Source organism: Dyella sedimenti, assembly GCF_022760995.1.
Taxonomy (GTDB): domain Bacteria; phylum Pseudomonadota; class Gammaproteobacteria; order Xanthomonadales; family Rhodanobacteraceae; genus Dyella; species Dyella sedimenti.
Window position 1 is genome coordinate 1 of the sequence record NZ_JAKWJO010000002.1, and the last position, 19,449, is coordinate 19,449.

A 19,449-nucleotide genomic window follows, 5' to 3' on the forward strand; every position below is an offset into this window, starting at 1 on the left:
CAACTCGGACCACGCCTCCGCCAGATCCCGCTCGGACACCAGCCCCAGCCGCGCCATCAGCGCCGTCAGCGTGCCCTCCGGCGTCTCTTCGTGCAGCCGGCGCGCGCGGGCCAGGTCCGTGTCTTTCAGGCGGCCACGGGAAACCAGCAGCGCACAGACCGCCGCCTCAGGGCTGTCCATCGCCACTCCCTCCTCGTTGGCCGCCGGCCTGACGACTGCCGACATGCGTTCACCCCGCTTAAGGACTTGTCACCGGTTTCGCGCACGCCGCCCCCAACGGCACCCAAAGACGCATTGGTAGCACACCCGTCGGTAGACACGCGAGCACGGTTTCTCACCCTGCCTCACGCATCGACCGCACCGGCGGCCTTGCGTTCCATCGGCGCAGCCTAGTCATGCCCGATGACCGTTTCCGGGCCGGATGCCGGCGCGTTCAGCCGCGAGCCATCCGCAAGAAGTCGCCGCCAGCACTTGCCCGGCGGGACCGCTCTGGGACAATGCCCGCTTTGGCCGGCCGCGAATGCCCATGCAGTTGATCGATATTGGCGCCAACCTGACCCACGAGTCGTTCCGCCACGACTTCGACGACGTGCTCGGGCGCGCGAAAGCGCATGGCGTGGCAGCGATGGTGGTTACCGGCGCCTCGCGCGACGGCAGCACGCATGCGCTGGCGCTGGCCCAGGCCCATCCGGGCACGCTGTATGCCACGGCCGGCGTGCACCCACACCATGCGGTGGAATACGACGACGCCACGGAGGCGCTGCTACGCCAGCTGGCAGCCCACCCCGAGGTACGCGCGGTGGGCGAGACCGGCCTGGACTACCACCGCAACTACTCGCCGCGCGACGTGCAGTTGGCCGTGTTCGAGCGGCAGCTGCGGATCGCGGCGGACCTGGGCAAGCCCCTGTTCCTGCACCAGCGCGACGCGCACTCCGATTTCGTCGAACTGCTGCGCCGCTACCGCGACAAGGTGCCCGCCGCGGTGGTGCATTGCTTCACCGACACCAGCGAGGCGCTGCGCGACTACCTGGCGCTGGATTGCCATATCGGCATTACCGGCTGGATCTGCGACGAGCGCCGGGGCACGCACCTGCGCGAGCTGGTGAAGACGATTCCGGCCCATCGCCTGATGATCGAGACGGACGCGCCCTACCTGCTGCCGCGCACGGTACGCCCGCAGCCCCCGCACCGGCGCAACGAGCCAATGTACCTGCGCCATATCTGCGAGGAGATTGCCCGCGATCGTGGCGAGCCAGCGGAGGTGACGGCGGCGAACAGCACGGCGACGGCGAGGGCGTTCTTCGGCCTGCCCTGACCCTCTATTCCTGCCGGTCGCGCACAGGGTGCGCTCCTACAGGGGAAACACAAGGGTCACGGCAACACGCGCGTCTCGCCCGGCGCCAGCCTGTCCAGCGCGTACGGCCCGATCCGCTCGCGAATCAAGCGCAGGGTGGGAAAGCCCACCGCCGCCGTCATGCGGCGCACCTGCCGGTTGCGGCCCTCGCGCAGGGTGACGCGCAGCCAACTGGTGGGTATCAGCTTGCGGAAGCGCACCGGCGGATCGCGCGGCCACAGCCAGTCCGGCTCGGCCGCGTGTTCGGCGCCGGCGGGCAGGGTCGGGCCATCGTTGAGCACCACGCCGCGCCGCAGGGCCGCGATCGCCTCGTCGGTGACCTGCCCATCCACCTGCACCAGGTAGGTCTTGGCCTGCTTGTGGCGCGGGTCGGTAAGCCGGTGCGCCAGGGCACCGTCGTCGGTGAGCAGCAGCAGACCCTCGCTGTCGTGATCGAGCCGACCCGCCGGATAGACGTCCTTTTGCCGGACGAACTCGGCCAGCGTGCGCCGCCCGCCCTCATCGCGGAACTGGCAGAGCACGCCGTAGGGCTTGTTGAGCGCGATCAGCATGCGGCAGCCACGCGCGCCAGGGCGCGCACCACGAAGCTCACCGCGACGACGCGGACGGCGCTTCCGGCTTCACGAAGCGCAGCGTCATGCGGTCCGATTCGCCGATGGCGAGGTACTTGGCGCGGTCCTGGTCGCCCAGGGCCAGCGTGGGCGGCAGTGTCCATACGCCCTTGGGGTAGTCCTTGGTGTCCTTCGGGTTGGCATTGATCTCGCTCTTGTCGTCGAGCTTGAAGCCGGCATCGGTGGCCAGCTTCACCACATAGCCGGTGGGCAGGTAGCCGCTGTCCTTGACCGCCGCCAGGCTGGCGTCGTCCGCGGCGCGGTGGTCGACCACGCCCAGCACGCCGCCGGGGCGCAGCGCCGCGTAGAAGGCCTTGAACATCGTCGGCGCGGTATCGGCCTCGACCCAGTTGTGCACGTTGCGGAAAGTCAGCACCAGGTCGGCCGAGCCGGGCGCGCCGAAGGCCGGCGCCTTGGGATCGAATTCCAGCACCTGCGCCTTGCCGTAGTGCGCGGGATCGGCCGCGAACTTGGCGCGCAGCCCGCCCAGGTCGCGGCTGGCCTCACCCTCGCCCGACGGTTTCACCACGGCGGCGATGTAGTGGCCGTTGTCGTGCAGCAGCGGCGCCAGGATCTCGCTGTACCAGCCGCCGCCCGGGGTGATCTCGATGACCGTCTGGTCCGGCCGGATGCCGAAGAACTGCAGCGTGGCCTTGGGGTGGCGATAGGCGTCGCGCGCCTTGTTCTGCGGCGAGCGCCAGTCGCCCGCCAGCACCTGGTCGAGTTGCGCGGCGGTGAAATCGCTGGCCGTGGTCGGCGGCACCAGCGCGCCCGCCGGCTGGTCCTGCACCTGCGCGTCGGCCGGCGCGGAACTGCTGCTGCAGGCCGCCAGCAATACGGCCGCCAGGCCAAGGATCGCACGGATTTTCATCGATTGCCCCTGGGAAATAGCGTCAAAACGGCGTGTACAGCATAGCGGCCCCAGCTTGCCGGCCACTACGTATACAAATGGTGGATGGACAAAGCCGATGCCTTGTCCTGCATCAAGCAGACCACGCCAAGCTGGAGGCGGCCTTTCATGCCGCCGCGCCGGCGCCGGACTGGCGGTGCACCTCGTCGATGAAGCGATACGCAAACGATCCCGGACCGTCGGCGGCGCGGCCGGCCCGTTCGCCAGCCTGCTTGAACAGGCCCAGCGCGGCCGCCGCCGCGCGCAACGGCTCGCCGGCGGACACGGCCAGCAGCGCGCCCATCACGCAGGTCTGGGCGCAGCCCATCGCAGTGACTTGCGGCATCAGCGCGCTGCCGCCATGGAAGCGCAGCGACCGGTCGCCATCGGTGACGACGTCGACCGGTCCGGTCACCGCCACCACCGCGCCATGCCGCCTGGCAAGCGCGATGGCGCTGTCCACCGCCTCATCCACGCCGTCGCGGCTGTCGATGCCCTTGCCGCGGCTGTCGCGCTCGTCGAGCGCAAGGATTTCCGAGGCGTTGCCACGGATGATGGCCGGCCGCTGCGCCAGCAAGGCCCTGACGGCCTCGCGCCGGAAGCCGGTGGCCTGGTGCGCGACCGGATCGAGCACCCACGGCTTGCCCATGGCGCGCGCGGCGGCGGCGGCCTTGAGCATCGCCGCCAGCCAGTCGCGCGAAAGCGTGCCGATGTTGACGGTGAGCGTATCGGCGATGCCGGCGAACTCCTCGACCTCCTCCACGGCATGCACCATCGCCGGCGACGCGCCCACCGCCAGCGTCAGGTTGGCCGCGTAGTTCATCGCCACGTAGTTGGTGATGCAATGGACGATGGGCATCTTGCGCCGCACCGCCTCGAACAGGGCGGCGTCCAGCACGGCGCCTTCGCGTGGGTCAGGCATGATGTGCTTCCAACATGGGTGAAAAAGGCGACACGATAGTCGCCTCCCGGCGCGAGGGCCATGCCTCCGTCGGATCCGCAGCATGGCGCTACTAGCTCCTCCCCCTGCGTGCAGGGGGAGGTTGGGGGCTTATGGTCCGCGGAGGCTTTGAACAGGCTCTAAAGGGAAACGCCCCGGCCCGCCGCCGACGACATCGCCTCGGCATACTTGCCCGCCTCGCACAGCAGCCATTCGCGGAAGATGCGCAGGCCCGCATGGTCCCTGGCGTGCTCGGGGTACACCAGGAAATAGGCTTCGGGGATCTGCTGGTAGCGCTCCCCCAGCACCTTGAGCAGGCCCGCCTCCACCAGCGGCCGCGCCATCACCATGCGCCCCAGCGCCACGCCCATGCCTTCCAGTGCGCCGCGCTGCAAGGCATCGGTATTGTCGAAATGCGCCACATAGCGCGCGGGCGGCTCGCCACCCGTGGCGGCGAACCAGTCGCGCCAGCGGTCGCCCGGGTCGCCCAGCAGCGGCCACCGGCTGAGATCCATGGGATCGGCGCCCGCCATGCGCTCGACCAGCGCGGGCGAGGCGACCGGCGCGATCCATTCGCCGAACAATCGCTCGGTGACCAGTCCCGGCCAGGGACCGCGCCCGTAGCGCATGGCGGCATCCACCGGATCGCGCTCGAAGTTCACCAGTTCCACGCTCGACTGCAGGTTGAGCTGCAATTCCGGATGCGCCGCCACCAGTCGCGCCAGGCGTGGCACCAGCCAACTGGACATCACACCGGGAATCGCACTCAGCGTCAGCACGTCGTCGCGGCGGCGGCGGAAGCCGGCCATGGCGCGCTCGATGCCCTCGACATGGTGGGCCACCGCTTCCATCAGGCGACGCCCCTCGGCGGTGAGCTGCACGCCGCGCGGGCCACGCTCGAACAGCTTGCGTTCCAGCCGCTGCTCCAGCTGGCGGACCTGGTGGCTGAGCGCACTGACGGTGAGGTTGGCCTGCTCGGCGGCCCGCGAAAGATTGCCCAGCCGGGCCACCTGCACGAACTGTTGGACGAGATCCAGCGAAACCCTCGCCATGTGAATTTTCCTCAAGGCTGGCTTGCGAATATATCGCTTTTTAGCCGCCTCCGAGACTTCTATCTTGAGTCATCTAGTACATGACAGTGTTTCGGGAGGACCTCGTGAGCTCGCTCTGGACCAACCTGCTGTTCCTGCACGGCCATATCAGCGACCCCGCCCTGGCACGCCGGCTGGCCGAGGCGCCCAAGCCTGGCCCGCGCCCCGGCGGCAAGCGCCGCCGCGTGCCAACCGTCCAGGCCAATACCCACAAGGCGGCACCACCCGCCGTACTGGCGCAGGGTGGCTGCGCCTGACACCTGCTCGTCCCCGCGGTAACTGGCCGGCGCCGCCCATCGCGGCGGCGCCGGCCCCTGTCAGAAGCGCGCCTCGGCAAGTTGCACGTTGACCGGCTCGCCCAGGTCGGCGGAGGAACGCCCTTCGTACACCGCGTACGAACCGCCGCGCACCACCCAGCCATGGGTGGCGGGGTCGAACTCGGCGAACAGGCGCCGTTCCAGCGGCATGGTGACTTCACGCTGCTCGCCCGGCTTCAGGAACACCTTGGCGAAGCTGGCCAGGCGCCTGGCCTTGGCGCCCGGCACCTGCACGTAGACCTGGGCCACCTCGGCGCCGGCGCGCGCGCCGGTATTGCGCACGGTGACCGTGGCCTGCACTTGGCCGCCGTGCGTGTCGAGCTTCAGCGGACCATGCTGGAAGCGGGTGTAGGACAGGCCATAGCCGAACGGGAACAGCGGCGCGATGCCGCGCGACTGGTACCAGCGATAGCCGATGTCGGCGCCCTCGATGCCGTAGTCCACCGTGGCCGGCGGCGTGCCGCCCGCGGCGGCGGGCAGCTCCGGGCGCGGCAGTTGCGACAGCTCGCGCGGCCAGCTCAGCGGCAGGCGGCCGGACGGATCGACCTTGCCCGACAGCAGGTTGGCGATGGCGGTGCCGGCGTCGCCGCCCGGATACCACACCTCCAGCACGGCGCCGACGCGGTCCAGCCAGGGCATGGCCACCGGGCCGCCGTTCTCCAGCACCACCACGGTACGCGGGTTGGCCCTGGCCACCGCCTCTACCAGCGCGTCCTGCCCATCCGGCAATGACAGGTCCGGTGCGTCGACCGATTCGGCCTGCCATTTCTGCACGAACACCACCGCCACCTGCGACTGCGCCGCCAACGCGGCGGCGGCGGTGACGTCCTCGCCGCCCGCGAACCGCACGCTCGCCTTCGGCGCCATCGCGCGGAGGGCCGCCAGCGGCGGATAGGGGTGGTACATCACCGGCCCCGGCCAACCGGTGGGCGCCAGCCCCGGCACCGCGTTGCCGCCCCTGGCGGTGACCAGCGAGGAACCGCCGCCGGCCAGCACGCCCTTGTCGGCATGCGCACCGATCACCGCCACCGAGGCCAGCTGGCCGGCGTCCAGCGGCAGCAGGCCGTGCTCGTTGCGCAGCAGCACGGCGCCGGCCTCCAGCGTCTCGCGTGCCACCGCCAGGTGCGCTACCTCGTCGATAGGCGCGGGCTTGGCCGGGTGCTCGAACAAGCCGGCGGCGAACATGCTGCGCAGGATGCGCCGCACCATATCGTCCAGGCGCGACTGGCTCACTTCGCCCTTGGCCAGCGCCTGGCGCAGCGGCGCGTCGAAGAACACCTGCGGGTCGAACACCTCGCCCGCCGACTCCTGGTCCAGGCCCGCGTTCACCGCCTTGGCCGCGCTGTGCACGCCGCCCCAGTCGGACATCACGAAACCCGGGTAGCGCCAGTCGCGCTTGAGCACCTGGTTCATCAGGTAATCGTTCTCGCAGGCCCAGTCGCCATTGACCTTGTTGTACGAGCACATCACCGCGCCCGGCTGGCCGCGTTCGATGGCCAGCTCGAAGGCGAGTAGGTCCGACTCGCGCATCGCCTGCTCGCCGATCTGCGCGCTGATGGTGCTGCGGCCGGTTTCCTGGTCGTTCAACGCGTAATGCTTGATGGTGGAGATCACGTGCGCGCCCTGCACGCCGCGGATCGCCTCGCCGACGATGCGGCCGGCCAGCAGCGGGTCCTCGCCGGCATACTCGAAGTTGCGGCCGTTGCGCGGCTCGCGCATCAGGTTGATGCCACCGGCCAGCAGCACGTTGAAACCCTTGGCGTGCGCCTCGGCGCCGATCATCGCGCCGCCACGGAAGGCCACCTGCGGGTCCCAGCTGGCCGCCATGACCGGGCCGGCCGGCAGCGGTGTGGCATGGTCGCCGGGGCGCATGCGGTCGGAGCTGGCCACGCCCAGCCCCGCGTCGCTTTCCTCCAGCGCGGGAATGCCCAGGCGGGGAATCGGCGGCACATAGCCGGCCGAGGCGATCGCGCCCCTGGGGAAGGGCTTGTCGGCGGGACGGTCCGGCCCCGCGTAGTAGCTGCGGATCAGCTGGAACTTCTCGTCCTGGGTCAGCCGCGCGAGCAGCAGCCCGGCGCGCGCGTCGGGCGGAAGCGTCGCATCGCCCCAGGGCCGCGAGGCCGGCGCCTGCGCCGAGGCCACGCCGATGCCCATGCACAAAGCCATCGCGATCGCGCACCGCGACGCCGCCGTCATGCCCATCATCCGTTCTCCTTCGCCCGTGGACCCGCGGCGCTCGCCCCGGCGTCACACGCATGGCGCTTATACTCGCGTGACTGGAGCTTGCGAGTATGCACCAAGCCCATCGCCTCTTCATCGAACACGGAGCATCCCCATGCAACTGCGTCCCCTCGGTCGATCGTCCCTCTCCGTCGCGCCGCTGGCCTTCGGCGGCAACGTATTCGGCTGGAGCGTGGACGAGCCGCGCTCGTTCGAACTGCTCGACGCCTTCGTCGACGCCGGCTTCAACCTCATCGATACCGCGGACGTCTATTCGGCGTGGGTGCCTGGCAACCGCGGCGGCGAGTCGGAGACCATCATCGGCAAGTGGCTCAAGCGCAGCGGCAAGCGCGACAAGGTGGTGATCGCCACCAAGGTGGCCAAGTGGGCCGAGCACCCGGGGCTGTCGCCGATAAACATCCACCAGGCAGTGGAAGGCTCGCTCAAGCGCCTGCAGACCGACTACATCGACCTGTACCAGGCGCACGAGGACGATGCCTCCGTGCCGCTGCAGGAAACGCTGGAGGCCTTCGCCAGACTGATCGAGCAGGGCAAGGTGCGCGTGATCGGCGCCTCCAACTACGGCGCGGACCGCTTCGCCGAGGCGCTGGCGATGTCGGCCCGGCTGGGCCTGCCGCGCTACGAGACGCTGCAGCCCGAATACAACCTGGTCAACCGCAAGGGCTATGAGCAGGAACTGGAGCCGCTGGTGGTGGCCGAGCAAGTGGGCGTCATCAGCTACTACGCGCTGGCCAGCGGCTTCCTCAGCGGCAAGTACCGCAGCGATGCCGATCTCGGCAAGAGCGCCGCGCGCCGCGCCGCCGTGCAGAAGTATCTCAACCCGCACGGCCTGGGCGTGCTCGCCGCATTGGACAAGGTGGCCGCGGCGCACGGCGCCACGCCGGCGCAGGTGGCGCTGGCCTGGCTGATCGCGCGCCCGGGCATCACCGCGCCGATCGCCAGCGCGACCAGCATTCCGCAGCTCAAGGAACTGTTCGGCGCGGTGGCGCTGTCGCTGGGCAAGGACGACATCGCGCTGCTGGACCAGGCGAGCGCCTAGAGCCTGAACGGGCTACTGGCCCCGCCCCGGCCTGGGCTTCAGCCAGTAGTCGACCGGCGCGGGATGCCCCAGCAGGTAGCCCTGCCCCATTTCGCAGCCCATGCGCAGCAGGGCGTCGCGCTGGGCCTGGGTCTCGATGCCCTCGGCGATCACGCGGATGTTCAGCGCGTGCGCCAGTGCCAGGATGGCCTCGACCACGGTGGTGCTGTTGCTGTTGGCCTTGTCCAGTTCCAACACGAAGGAACGGTCGATCTTCAGCAGCCGCAACGGCAGCGAATGCACGTAGCTGAGCGAGGAATAGCCGGTGCCGAAGTCGTCCAGCGCCGCGCCCACGCCGACCGCGCGCAGGTGGTCGAGGATGCCGCGCACGGACTCGGGATTGTCCAGCAGCGCGCCTTCGGTGACCTCGATCACCAGGCACGAAGGATCGAGCCCGCAGCGCCGGAGCATGTCCACGATGCGCACGTCGAAATCGGCGTGGCGCAGGTGCATGGCCGATACGTTCACGGTCATGAAAGCGTCGCCCGGGTCGTGCCGGGCCAGGGTGTCGCAGGCGGATTCGAACAGGTACCAGTCGATCGCCTCGATCAGTCCGCTGTCCTCGGCCACCTTGAGGAAGTCCGAGGGCTTGAGCGTGCCGCGCTGCGGATGGTTCCAGCGGATCAGCGCCTCGTAGCCGACCACGGCGCCGTCGCGCAGGCGCCGGATCGGCTGGAAATAGGGCTCGAACTCGCCGCGCTGCAGGGCCTTGCGCAGGTCGCTCTCCAATGCCAGCACGTCGACCGCGTCGCGGGCCAGCCGTTCGTCGAACACAGCATAGCGCTTGCGGCCCAGCTGCTTGGCCTGGTACAGCGCCACGTCGGCATCGCGCAGCAGCTCGTCCGCATCGCGATAGCTGGCATCGCCGATGGCGATGCCGACGCTGACGGAAGGCTCCAGTTCCTTGCCGGCGATGCGCAGCGGCGCGGAGATGGTCCGCAGCATGCGGTCGGCCACCGCGGTGGCGTCGGATACGGCCTGGACCTGTTCCAGCAGCATCGCGAATTCGTCGCCCGACAGCCGCGCCACGATCGCCGACTCGCCCGCGTGGCGGCGCAGCCGCTCCGACACCGCGCGCAGGAACTCGTCGCCCGCCAGGTGGCCGAGGCTGTCGTTGATTACCTTGAAGCGGTCCACGTCGAGGTACAGCAGGGCACAGCGGCGACCCGGCTCCTGCTGCATCCGCTCCAGCATGCGGTCCAGCTGGTCGCGCAGGTAGCCGCGGTTGGGCAGGCCGGTCAGCGGATCGTGCATCACCTGGTGGCGCAGTTGCTGCTGCACCTGTTCGCGGCGGGCGATCTCGGCGCGCAGCTCGCGCGTGCGTTCCTCCACGCGGTGCTCCAGCCGGGCGTTGGCCTGGTGCAGCGCGATGGCGGAACGGCGGCGGTAGATGCTGTTGGCGATCTGCAGCGCGGCGAAGCCCAGCAGTTCTTGTTCGGACAGCCCATAGCTCACCTTGCTGTCGTAGCTCTGCACCACCACCAGCCCGATCACCTGTTCGCCCACCCGCAGGGGCACGCCCAGCCAGCACGAGGCCGGCCGGCCGATATGGTGCGGCACCACCTCGCCGGAGGCGGCCAGCGCCGCGATGTCCTCCCGGCCGCCCAGCCAGGGGCGGCCCCGGCGCATCACGTACTCGCTCAGGCCGCGCCCCAGCGCGCGCGTCATGGTCAGGCGCACGCCGGCATCGAAGTAGTAGGGAAATTCCAGCTGCTCGCCGTCGGCGCTGAGCAAGGCGATGAAGAAGTTCTCGGCATCGAGCAGGCCGCCGACCACGTCGTGCACGCGTTCGTAGAAGGCGTTCTCGTCGATGTCGGCGGTGGCCAGCTGGGCCAGCTTGAACAGCGCCTCCTGCAGCATCTCGGCGCGCTGGCGCTCCAGCACTTCCTGGCGCAACTCGCGGTTGGCCTCGGCCAGTTCCCAGGTGCGCTGACGCACGCGCTGCTCCAGCTGTTCCTTGCTCTCTCGCCGTTCGAGCGCGGCGAGGATGTGGCTGCCCACGAATTCCAGCAGCGACATGTCCTCGCGCGAATACAGCAGGCCCTTGCCGTAGCTCTGCACCACCAGCGCGCCGAGCACTTCGCCTTCGCGGCGCATCGGCACGCCCAGCCAGTCGTCGCTTTCGGGGCCGGAAAGGATCAGCGGGCCGTTGACCTGGTCCAGCAACTGATCGCTGTTGCCCATCAGCGGCCGCCCTTCGGTGAGCAGGTACCAGGTCAGCGTGTGCAGCCGTTCCTCCAGCGGATACTCGTGCTCGGTATCCGGGGCGTCCTGGTCCTGGGTGTCGGCGTAGTAGAGGAACCGCAGCGTGCCGCGCTCGCGCGAGTAGCGCACGATGAAGAAGTTCTCCGCGTACATCAGCCGGCTGACGATGTCGTGGAAGCCACGCAGCATGTCCGGCATGTCAAGGTCGGAACCGGCCAGGTCGGAGATGGCGAACAGCGCGCGCTGCAGGTTCTCCGAATGCTCCAGCTGGCTGTGCGAGTGCTGCAGGTCGGCCAGGCGCATCGCATTGCGCAGCTGCGCCACGGCAAGCTGCAGGTAGGGATCCTCCGCCGGAGACGTGTGGTCGCCGCCGCGGGCCGGCGTCCACAGCAGCACCACCTGCTCCGTCGCCAGCAGCACGGTGGCGAGCCGCTTTCCATCGGGCGAGATCTCGACGCGGCCGGTGGCCAGGGCCCTGCGCGCCAGCTCCTCGTCGTCCGGCGCCTCGCCGCCGGTGCTCGCCACCTGGTCCAGCCCGGCATGCAGCCAGAGCACCACCGCGCGGGAAACCGGCCCCTGCCGCTCCACCAGCTGCACCAGCAGCCGCCCCACCTCGTGCGGCGCCGTGGCGGCCAGCAGCCGCGACAACCAGCTCGCCCGGGGCTCCCCGGTCAGGTTCATGAGCTTGATCGGCAGGCGGATCATGGCAGGCACATTGCTACATACCCCGATGGGACCGTGTCAATGTCAACCTGGACCCCGCATCCGTTCCGATCCCCATGGCCCAGGGTATCGGCCTCAGCCCGCGCGGACTTTAAATTGTCATCCGGGCCGCCTCCGCCCAGCGGCGGCAACGCGCGTCAGGGCGTGCCGGGCTGGGCGGCGGCGCTGCTGTCGTCGCCGCCATCGGGGGCTTCCACCTGGTAGCCCTGGGCCTTGAGCCGGGCGATAAGGCCATGCGGCGACAGCACGTCCTCCATGGGGAGCATGGCGAAGGTCTGGGCGTTCGCCGCCAGGGCCTGCCCGGCGGCCACCAGCCACATCGCCTGCGCCTTCTCCTGCACGTCGTTGAAGCCCAGCTGCCTGGCGAAGCCGGCCTCGGTCACCGCGGCGATGCAGGCTTCCCGCTGGTCGTTCAGCGACAGGCCGCGCAAGGCCTCGATGTCGCCGGTGGCCCAGGCATTGGCGCGCTCGGTGATGCGTCCCATGTCGCGCTCCACCGTGTCGAGCGTGCGGCCGAAGCACTCGCGGTCGTCCATGGGCGAGGACTTGAAGGTTCTCACGGCGTCGCGCGGCTGCTCCACCAGCAGGGTATAGCGGACGGTCTCGAAGCGCACGCCGTGCTTCCGGGCCAGCTCGCGCACGGTGTCTTTGACGCCGCCGGAAGCGGTCAGGCCATGGCGCTTGATCGCCTTGTCGTACAGTTCCACCGCCGCGAAGATCGGCCGCCAGCCCTCCACGCCGCGGTCGTTGCTCAGGTATTGCTGCTTGAGCGCCAGCCAGCGCGCATAGTCTGGCGCCGGCACCATCTGCTGCAGGGTCTGCCCGTCGGGGTTCTTGCGTGCGCCCACCAGCGAGGGCAGCAACAGCAACTTGCCGAAGAAGCTGGCCTTGGGCTTGAGCGCGATGGACGGCGGACCCAGCACCTCCTGCGAGCCGGCAATGGTCTGCTCCACCTCGTCGGTCTTCCACTGCATGCGGTCAGGCAGCGGCGAGAGCGTACCGAGCACCCACATCACGTGGTCGCCCTTGCTCACCTTCCACAGGCCGGGACCGGGCTGCACGCCGCTGACCGTCACCGCCTCCAGGTCGGTGACCTGGGACGGCGCCGTGGCCGCCGGCGCGGGCGCCTGCTGCGCGTACGCCGGAGCGCCCATCGCCAGGGCGAGCATGGCGGCCAGCATCAAACGCCGCGGCAAGGGCCGGGCGGCAGCAACGGATGTCATCGCGTCAGATTCCTTGGAGAGAGGCTGCGTTGAGACCGCCCGCGCCGAAGCGCGGTTCCGCCCGCAAGAGTTTTCGTTCATGGGTGGGTGGTTGCATTGTAGGGATGGGATGTGGGGATGAGTGGCAGGGGCGCCAAGGCCGGCCACTGGGGCCAGCCTGCGGGGCGTCGTTTTCCTCACTGTGGGAGCGCACCCTGTGCGCGACAGCCTTTCGTTTGCGCAGTCGCGCACAGGGTGCGCTCCCACAAAGGTTTTGGCAGGCATGCCATCCCGACCCCAAGAAAAAGGCCGCTTGCGCGGCCTTTTTCGAACAGCATGGCTATACGGCGATCAGCCCAGCGTCGCCAGCGCCTCGTTGAACGTCGGGCTCGGACGCATCGCCTTGCCGACCAGCTCAAGGTTGGCGTGGTAGTAGCCCTGGATATCCACTGGCTTGCCCTGCGCGCCGTTCAACTCGCCGACGATGGTCGCCTCGTTCTCGGTCAGCAGCTTGGCCAGCGGCGCGAACTTCGCCTTGAGCTTGGCGTCGTCGTCCTGCGCGGCCAGTGCCTGCGCCCAGTACAGGGCGAGGTAGAAGTGGCTGCCGCGGTTGTCCAGCTCGCCGACCTTGCGCGCGGGCGACTTGTTGTTGTCCAGGATCTTGCCGTTGGCCTGGTCCAGCGTCCTGGCCAGCACGCGCGCATCGGCATTGTCGTAGCGATTGGCCAGGTGCTCCAGCGAGGCGGCCAGCGCCAGGAACTCGCCCAGCGAATCCCAGCGCAGGTAGCCCTCTTCCAGGAACTGCTGCACATGCTTGGGCGCCGAGCCGCCGGCGCCGGTTTCGAACAGGCCGCCACCGGCCATCAGCGGCACGATGGAGAGCATCTTGGCGCTGGTGCCCAGCTCCATGATCGGGAACAGGTCGGTGAGGTAGTCGCGCAGCACGTTGCCGGTCACCGAGATGGTGTCCAGGCCCTTGCGGATGCGTTCCAGCGAGAAGCGGGTGGCCTCTTCCGGCGACAGGATGCGGATGTCCAGGCCGCTGAGGTCGTGGTCCTTCAGGTAACGCTCGACCTTGGCGATCACCTCGCGGTCATGCGCGCGCTGCGGATCGAGCCAGAACACGGCCGGCGTGTTGGACAGGCGTGCGCGAGTGACGGCCAGCTTCACCCAGTCCTGGATCGGCGCGTCCTTGGCCTGGCACATGCGCCAGATGTCGCCGGCCTCCACCGCGTGCTCCAGCAGCACGTTGCCCGCTTCGTCGGTCACCTTCACCACGCCATCGCCGGCGATCTGGAAGGTCTTGTCGTGCGAGCCGTATTCCTCGGCGGCCTGGGCCATCAGGCCCACGTTGGGCACGCTGCCCATGGTGGCCGGATCGAACGCGCCGTGCGCCTTGCAGTCCTCGATCACCACCTGGTACACGCCGGCGTAGCAGCGGTCGGGGATCACCGCCTTGGTGTCCTGCTGCTTGCCTTCCTTGTCCCACATCTTGCCCGAGTCGCGGATCATCGCCGGCATCGAGGCGTCGATGATGACGTCGCTGGGCACGTGCAGGTTGGTGATGCCCTTGTCGGAATTGACCATGGCCAGCTGCGGGCGCCTGGCATACTCGGCGCCGATGTCGGCCAGGATCTCCTCCTGCTTGGCCTGGGGCAGCGAACCCAGGCGCGCGTACAGGTCGCCGATGCCGTTGTTCGGATCGAAGCCGACGCTCTTGAGCGTATCGGCATGCTTGGCCAGCACGTCCTTGTAGAACTCGGTGACCGCCACGCCGAACATGATCGGGTCGGAGACCTTCATCATGGTGGCCTTCAGGTGCAGCGAGAACAGTACGCCCTGGCGCTTGGCGTCCTCGATCTGCGCGTCGATGAAGCTGGCCAGCGCCTTGCGGCTCATCACCGAGGCGTCGATGATCTCACCGTCCTTCAGCGCGGTCTTTTCCTTGAGCACCTTGCTGGCACCGTCCTTGCCGAACCACTCGATCTTCACGCTGGTGGCCTTGGGCACCACCACGGACTTTTCGCTGCCGTAGAAGTCGCCGCCGTCCATGTGCGCCACGTGGGTCTTGGAGTCCGGGCTCCAGGCGCCCATCTTGTGCGGGTGCTTGCGCGCGTAGTTCTTCACCGAGAGCGGCGCGCGGCGGTCGGAATTGCCCTCGCGCAGCACCGGATTCACCGCGCTGCCCTTGACCTTGTCGTAGCGCGCCTTGATGTTCCACTCGCTGACGTCCTTGGGCTCCTCCGGATAGTCCGGCAGCGGATAACCCTGGCCCTGCAGCTCCTTGATCGCGCTTTTCAGCTGCGGCATCGAGGCGCTGATGTTGGGCAGCTTGATGATGTTGGCCTCCGGCGTGGTGGCCAGCTGGCCCAGCTCGGCGAGGTCGTCGGCGATCTTCTGATCGTCGGCGAGAATGTCCGGGAACTGCGCGAGGATGCGTCCGGCCAGCGAAATGTCGCGCGTTTCCACGTCGATGCCGGCGGTGGCGGTGAACGCCTTGACGATCGGCAACAGCGACTGCGTGGCGAGGTACGGCGCTTCGTCCGTGAGCGTGTAGATGATCTTCGGCGTGTTCGACATTCGGGGACCTCGCTGGCTATGGCAATTCGGGATGGAACCGCGAGACCGCCCCTAGGGACTCAGGGCGATCAGACTCCCTATTGTCTCCCGATTGGACGTTGCCTGCCATGTGGCGACGGGGAATACCGTAGATGCTTGCGGCAAATACGCAAACGACCTAGGTTAGCCCGAGGTCGCCTTACCCGGTGGGCCAGTTGAACGGGGGTCTGGCCCGGGATATCCGCGCTTGCGCAGGCATGGCCAAGCTGGCCATCGGCGCGTCGACCCCAAGCGTTTCCAGGCGGCCATTTCCACCAAGGAGGGGCCATGCCGGACGATATTTCACCAAGCGACTTGAAAGCGATCCTGCATTCCAAGCGGGCCAACATCTATTACCTCGAACACTGCCGCGTGCTAGTCAACGGTGGCCGCGTCGAGTTTGTCACCGATGAAGGCAAACGGTCGCTGTACTGGAACATTCCCATCGCCAACACCACCACGGTGCTGCTGGGTACGGGTACCTCGCTCACCCAGGCCGCCATGCGTGAATTGGCCAAGGCTGGCGTGCTGGTCGGCTTCTGCGGGGGCGGCGGCACACCGCTGTTCAGCGCCAACGAAGTGGATGTCGAGATCGCCTGGCTGTCCCCGCAAAGCGAATACCGTCCCACCGAATACCTGCAGGCCTGGGTACGTTTCTGGTTTGACCAGGGAGCCCGGCGCACAGGGCAGCAACGTGACACCGGCTTCCCGCCGAACTTCACTGCCGCATAGGCAGCTCAGAAATTGTGAGTCTCGTATAGTGCCTGCGCGATCTTGTTCTCTGCACCATAGGCAGTCTGGAGGAATGGCCGCGCTCCGCATGGCAAGTTGCGCAACAAGATAGATCTCGAGCCAGCACGCAACGCAATGCCGCCGGGCCTTTCAGCACCCGCCACGTGCGAATAGTTGAGGCATTGTAATCAGGACTGCTCCGCCAGAGGAGCGCGCGCAGCATGACGACTGCGGCGCCGCACGCGCCAGGCGTGGAAGCGGTCGGACAGGCAGGAGAAGATCACGTACAGCGCGGGCGTGCTGAGCAGGGTCAGGCTTTGCGAGATCAGCAGGCCGCCGATCAGCGCGATGCCCAGCGGGCGGCGCAGGTCCGAGCCTTCGCCCAGGCCGATCGCGATCGGCACGGCGGCGAGGATGGCAACCATGGTGGTCATCATGATCGGGCGGAAGCGCACCATGCTCGCCTCGTAGGCGGCTTCCTGCGGGCTCAGGCCTTTCTCGCGCCGCTGCACCAGGGCGAAGTCGATCATCATGATCGCGTTCTTCTTGACGATGCCGATCAACAGCACCAGCGCGATCTGTGCGATCACCGACAGCTCGGTGTCGGTGATCCACAGCGCCATCAAGGCGCCCACGCCCGCCGCCGGCAGGGTGGAGAGGATGGTCACCGGGTGGATCAGGCTTTCGTACAGCATGCCCAGCACGATGTAGACGGTGACGATGGCGCCCAGGATCAGCCACAGCATGCCGCTCTGCGACTGCTGGAAGCGGCGGAAGTCGCCGCCGATGTTGATGCGGATGTCGCCCGGCAAGCGCATCTGCGAACCGGTCTGCTGGATGATCTGCAAGGCCTCGCCCATGCTCACGCCCGGCGCGAGGTTGAAGCTCATGCTCATCACCGTGTACTGGTTCTCGTGGGTGATCTGGGTAGGCGCCAGGCCCGCCTCCTGGTGCGCGAACGCGGTCAGCGGCACCATCTGGCCGGTGCTGCTGGCCACGTAGATGGCGTCGATCGCGGCGGGCGTGGCGGTCTGGTTGGGCAGCGCGTTGACCACCACCTTGTACTGGTTGAGGTCCGAATAGATGGTGCTGATCTGGCGCTGGCCGAAGGCGTTGTACAGCGCGCCGTCGATGGTGCCGATGCCCACGTTGAGGCGCGCGGCCTTGTCGCGGTCGATCACGATGTTCTGCTGCAGGCCGGCATCGTCGATGTCGCTGCCCACGTCCTTGAGCTTGGGGTTCTTCTTCAGCTCGGCCACCAGCCTGGGCAGCCATGTCTGCAGTTCATCGGGATCGTCGCCCTGTAGCGATACCTGGTACTGCGCGCCCTGGCTGGTGCCGCCGCCGCCGAAGCTGGGCAGGTCCTGGATCGGGCGCAGGCGCACGTTGAGGTCGGGGTAGCGCGCGGCCTTGGCGCTGAGGCGGGCCAGCGCGGTGAAGGTGTCGTCCTTGCGACCCTCGGCGTGGGTCTTCAGCTCGATGTCGAAGGTGCCCGAGGCGCCCTGGCGGCTGCTGCCCAGGCGCGAGCCGACGCGGGCCACGTCGCGGTCGTGCAGCAGCATCTCGATCAGGCGCTGCTGGCGCGCTACCGCGTCCTGGAACGACACGGTGGCGCCGGAGGTGGCGCGGCCACGGATCAGCCCGGTGTCCTGCGGCGGGAACAGGCCGGCCTTGACCTGGCCGAACAACACGATGGTGATGACGATCAGGGCCAGCGGCGTCAGCGCGAAGGACAGCGCATGCCTGATGGAAAACCGCAGCGCCTTCGCATACACCGCCAGCATGCCCGCCTGGAAGGCCTCCAGGGCAATGCCGATGCGCGTGGTGGGTTTGTCCTCGTCATGGCTGCTGAGGAACTGGCCGCACAGCGAGGTGGTGAGCGTGAGCGACACCAGCGCCGACACGATGATCGCGGCCACCAGGGTGACGGTGAATTCCTTGAAGAACAGGCCGGTGATGCCGCCCATGAACAGCAGCGGGATGAACACCGCCACCAGCGAGGCGGTGATGGAGACGATGGTGAAGCCGATCTCGCGCGCGCCGGCCAGCGCCGCCTCCACGCGCGTCATGCCCTGGTCGATGTGGCGCACGATGTTCTCGATCACCACGATGGCGTCGTCCACCACGAAGCCGATGGCGATCACCAGCGCCAGCAGGGTCAGGTTGTTGAGGGTGAAGCCCAGGATGTACATCACGATCGCCGCGCCGGCCAGCGACAGCGGCACCGCGGCGGTGGCGATCAGGGTGGGCGCCAGCCGGCGCAGGAACAGCGCCATGGTCAGCATCACCATCGCCAGGCTGATCAGCAGCGTGGCCTGCACCTCGTGCAGCGAGGCGCGGATGGTCGGCGTGCCGTCGAAGTACGGGGTCAGCGTGGTGCCCGGCTGCAGGTAGGCGCGCAACAGCGGCACCGCCGCCTTCACCCGGTCCACGGTGCCGATGATGTTGGCGGTGGATTGCCGGTACACGTACATCAGGATCGCCGGCTTGCCCTGGAACCAGGCCGCCTGGTACGCGTCCTGGGTGCCGTCGTAGACCCGGGCCACGTCGGACAGGCGCACCGGCACGCCATTGTGGGAGGCGATCACCAGGTTGGCGAAATCCTGCGCGGTATGCAGCGAATCGTTGGCGGCCACTGCCATGGTGGTCTTGCCATTGGACAGGAAGCCCACCGGCGAGGTGACGTTGGCGGCGGTGAGCGCGTTGCGCAGTTGGTCGGGCGACAGGCCCTGCGCGTTGAGCTGGCGCAGGTTCACGTCCACGCGGATGGCCGGCGTGGCCGCGCCCAGGATGTCCACCTCGGATACGCCATCCAGCTGGCGCAGGCGTTGGGCCAGCAGCGAATCGGCCACGTCGTACAGGTCGCGCGCCGACTGGGTCTCGGAGGTCAGCGCGAAGGCGATGATCGGGTCGTCGTTGGGATTGGCCTTCTGGTAGCTCGGCGGCGCATTGAGGCCGCTGGGCAGGTCCGACTGCGCGGCGTTGATCGCCGCCTGCACGTCGCGCGCGGCCGAATCGAGGTTGCGGCCAGCCTCGAACATCAGGAACACCTGGGTGCTGCCCAGCGAGCTGGTCGAGCGCAGCGTATCGATGCCCGGCACCTGGCCGAGGTGGCGCTCCAGCGGCGCGGCCACGGTGGAAGCCATGGTGCTGGCGCTGGCCCCGGCCTGGCTGGCCTGCACGAAGATCACCGGGAACTGCATGTTGGGCAGCGCGGCTACACCCAGCAGCACGTAGCAGATCAGGCCCACCGCGAAAATGCCCATGGCCAGCAGGGAGGTGCCGATCGGGCGGCGGATGAAGGGGCCGGAAATGTTCATGCCATCAAGAAGCCAGGGAGTTTGCCCGGATCAGCAGCCATACGGGCCGTGCCGGAGAGTGCGGGAAGTAGACGTATATACCGCAGATGGCCTGCAGAACGCATGACCTCGGGTTTTGGTTGAATCACTCCGCGCGCTCTGTAGGAGC

Annotated in this window: 13 protein-coding genes and 1 pseudogene; 4 read left to right on the top strand and 10 right to left on the bottom strand. The window is 68.4% G+C overall.

Annotated elements, in window-relative coordinates; translation table 11 throughout:
• Positions 1-225, bottom strand: a pseudogene (locus tag MJ605_RS05315) (type II secretion system protein GspE); the annotation flags it as partial.
• A gap of 301 nt (positions 226-526) precedes the next feature.
• Here MJ605_RS05315 and MJ605_RS05320 point away from each other — a divergent pair.
• Entirely contained in the window at positions 527-1,315 is a 789-nt protein-coding gene (locus tag MJ605_RS05320) for a TatD family hydrolase (protein WP_243040034.1), read from the top strand.
• 56 nt (positions 1,316-1,371) lie between these two features.
• On the opposite strand, the gene MJ605_RS05325 is transcribed toward MJ605_RS05320, so the two are convergent.
• From MJ605_RS05325 to MJ605_RS05340, 4 genes are all read right to left on the bottom strand, one after another.
• Complete coding sequence (locus MJ605_RS05325) at positions 1,372-1,905, bottom strand: pseudouridine synthase (RefSeq protein WP_243040035.1); 534 nt, start codon at positions 1,903-1,905, stop codon at positions 1,372-1,374.
• Between the two features lie 37 nt (positions 1,906-1,942).
• Positions 1,943-2,836, bottom strand: a complete 894-nt coding sequence (locus MJ605_RS05330) for a class I SAM-dependent methyltransferase (protein ID WP_243040036.1) — start codon at positions 2,834-2,836, stop codon at positions 1,943-1,945.
• A gap of 145 nt (positions 2,837-2,981) precedes the next feature.
• On the bottom strand, positions 2,982-3,776 hold the full coding sequence (gene thiM / locus MJ605_RS05335; RefSeq protein ID WP_243040037.1) for a hydroxyethylthiazole kinase: 795 nt from the start codon (positions 3,774-3,776) through the stop codon (positions 2,982-2,984).
• Between the two features lie 158 nt (positions 3,777-3,934).
• Positions 3,935-4,846: a LysR substrate-binding domain-containing protein gene (locus tag MJ605_RS05340; protein ID WP_243040038.1), complete on the bottom strand. Its 912-nt coding sequence runs from the start codon at positions 4,844-4,846 to the stop codon at positions 3,935-3,937.
• 104 nt (positions 4,847-4,950) lie between these two features.
• Here MJ605_RS05340 and MJ605_RS05345 point away from each other — a divergent pair, with 104 nt between their 5' ends.
• On the top strand, positions 4,951-5,142 hold the full coding sequence (locus MJ605_RS05345) for a hypothetical protein (protein WP_243040039.1): 192 nt from the start codon (positions 4,951-4,953) through the stop codon (positions 5,140-5,142).
• A gap of 60 nt (positions 5,143-5,202) precedes the next feature.
• Here the strand turns inward: MJ605_RS05345 and MJ605_RS05350 are convergent, their stop codons facing one another.
• Positions 5,203-7,407: a beta-glucosidase family protein gene (locus MJ605_RS05350; RefSeq protein ID WP_345779517.1), complete on the bottom strand. Its 2,205-nt coding sequence runs from the start codon at positions 7,405-7,407 to the stop codon at positions 5,203-5,205.
• Between the two features lie 130 nt (positions 7,408-7,537).
• On the opposite strand from MJ605_RS05350, the gene MJ605_RS05355 reads away from it, so the two are divergent.
• Complete coding sequence (locus tag MJ605_RS05355) at positions 7,538-8,482, top strand: aldo/keto reductase (RefSeq protein WP_243040040.1); 945 nt, start codon at positions 7,538-7,540, stop codon at positions 8,480-8,482.
• Positions 8,483-8,494: 12 nt separating this feature from the next.
• Here MJ605_RS05355 and MJ605_RS05360 read toward each other — a convergent pair whose 3' ends face one another.
• From MJ605_RS05360 to MJ605_RS05370, 3 genes are all read right to left on the bottom strand, one after another.
• Complete coding sequence (locus MJ605_RS05360) at positions 8,495-11,431, bottom strand: bifunctional diguanylate cyclase/phosphodiesterase (protein ID WP_243040041.1); 2,937 nt, start codon at positions 11,429-11,431, stop codon at positions 8,495-8,497.
• A gap of 155 nt (positions 11,432-11,586) precedes the next feature.
• Entirely contained in the window at positions 11,587-12,672 is a 1,086-nt protein-coding gene (locus MJ605_RS05365) for a TraB/GumN family protein (RefSeq protein WP_243040042.1), read from the bottom strand.
• A gap of 330 nt (positions 12,673-13,002) precedes the next feature.
• Positions 13,003-15,231, bottom strand: coding sequence for an NADP-dependent isocitrate dehydrogenase (locus MJ605_RS05370; RefSeq protein ID WP_243040043.1), 2,229 nt, complete (start codon positions 15,229-15,231; stop codon positions 13,003-13,005).
• 306 nt (positions 15,232-15,537) lie between these two features.
• Between MJ605_RS05370 and cas1f the strand changes: the two genes are divergently transcribed.
• On the top strand, positions 15,538-15,981 hold the full coding sequence (gene cas1f, locus MJ605_RS05375) for a type I-F CRISPR-associated endonuclease Cas1f (RefSeq protein ID WP_243040044.1): 444 nt from the start codon (positions 15,538-15,540) through the stop codon (positions 15,979-15,981).
• 188 nt (positions 15,982-16,169) lie between these two features.
• Here the strand turns inward: cas1f and MJ605_RS05380 are convergent, their stop codons facing one another.
• Positions 16,170-19,301, bottom strand: coding sequence for an efflux RND transporter permease subunit (locus tag MJ605_RS05380; RefSeq protein WP_243040045.1), 3,132 nt, complete (start codon positions 19,299-19,301; stop codon positions 16,170-16,172).
• Positions 19,302-19,449: the final 148 nt, after the last annotated feature.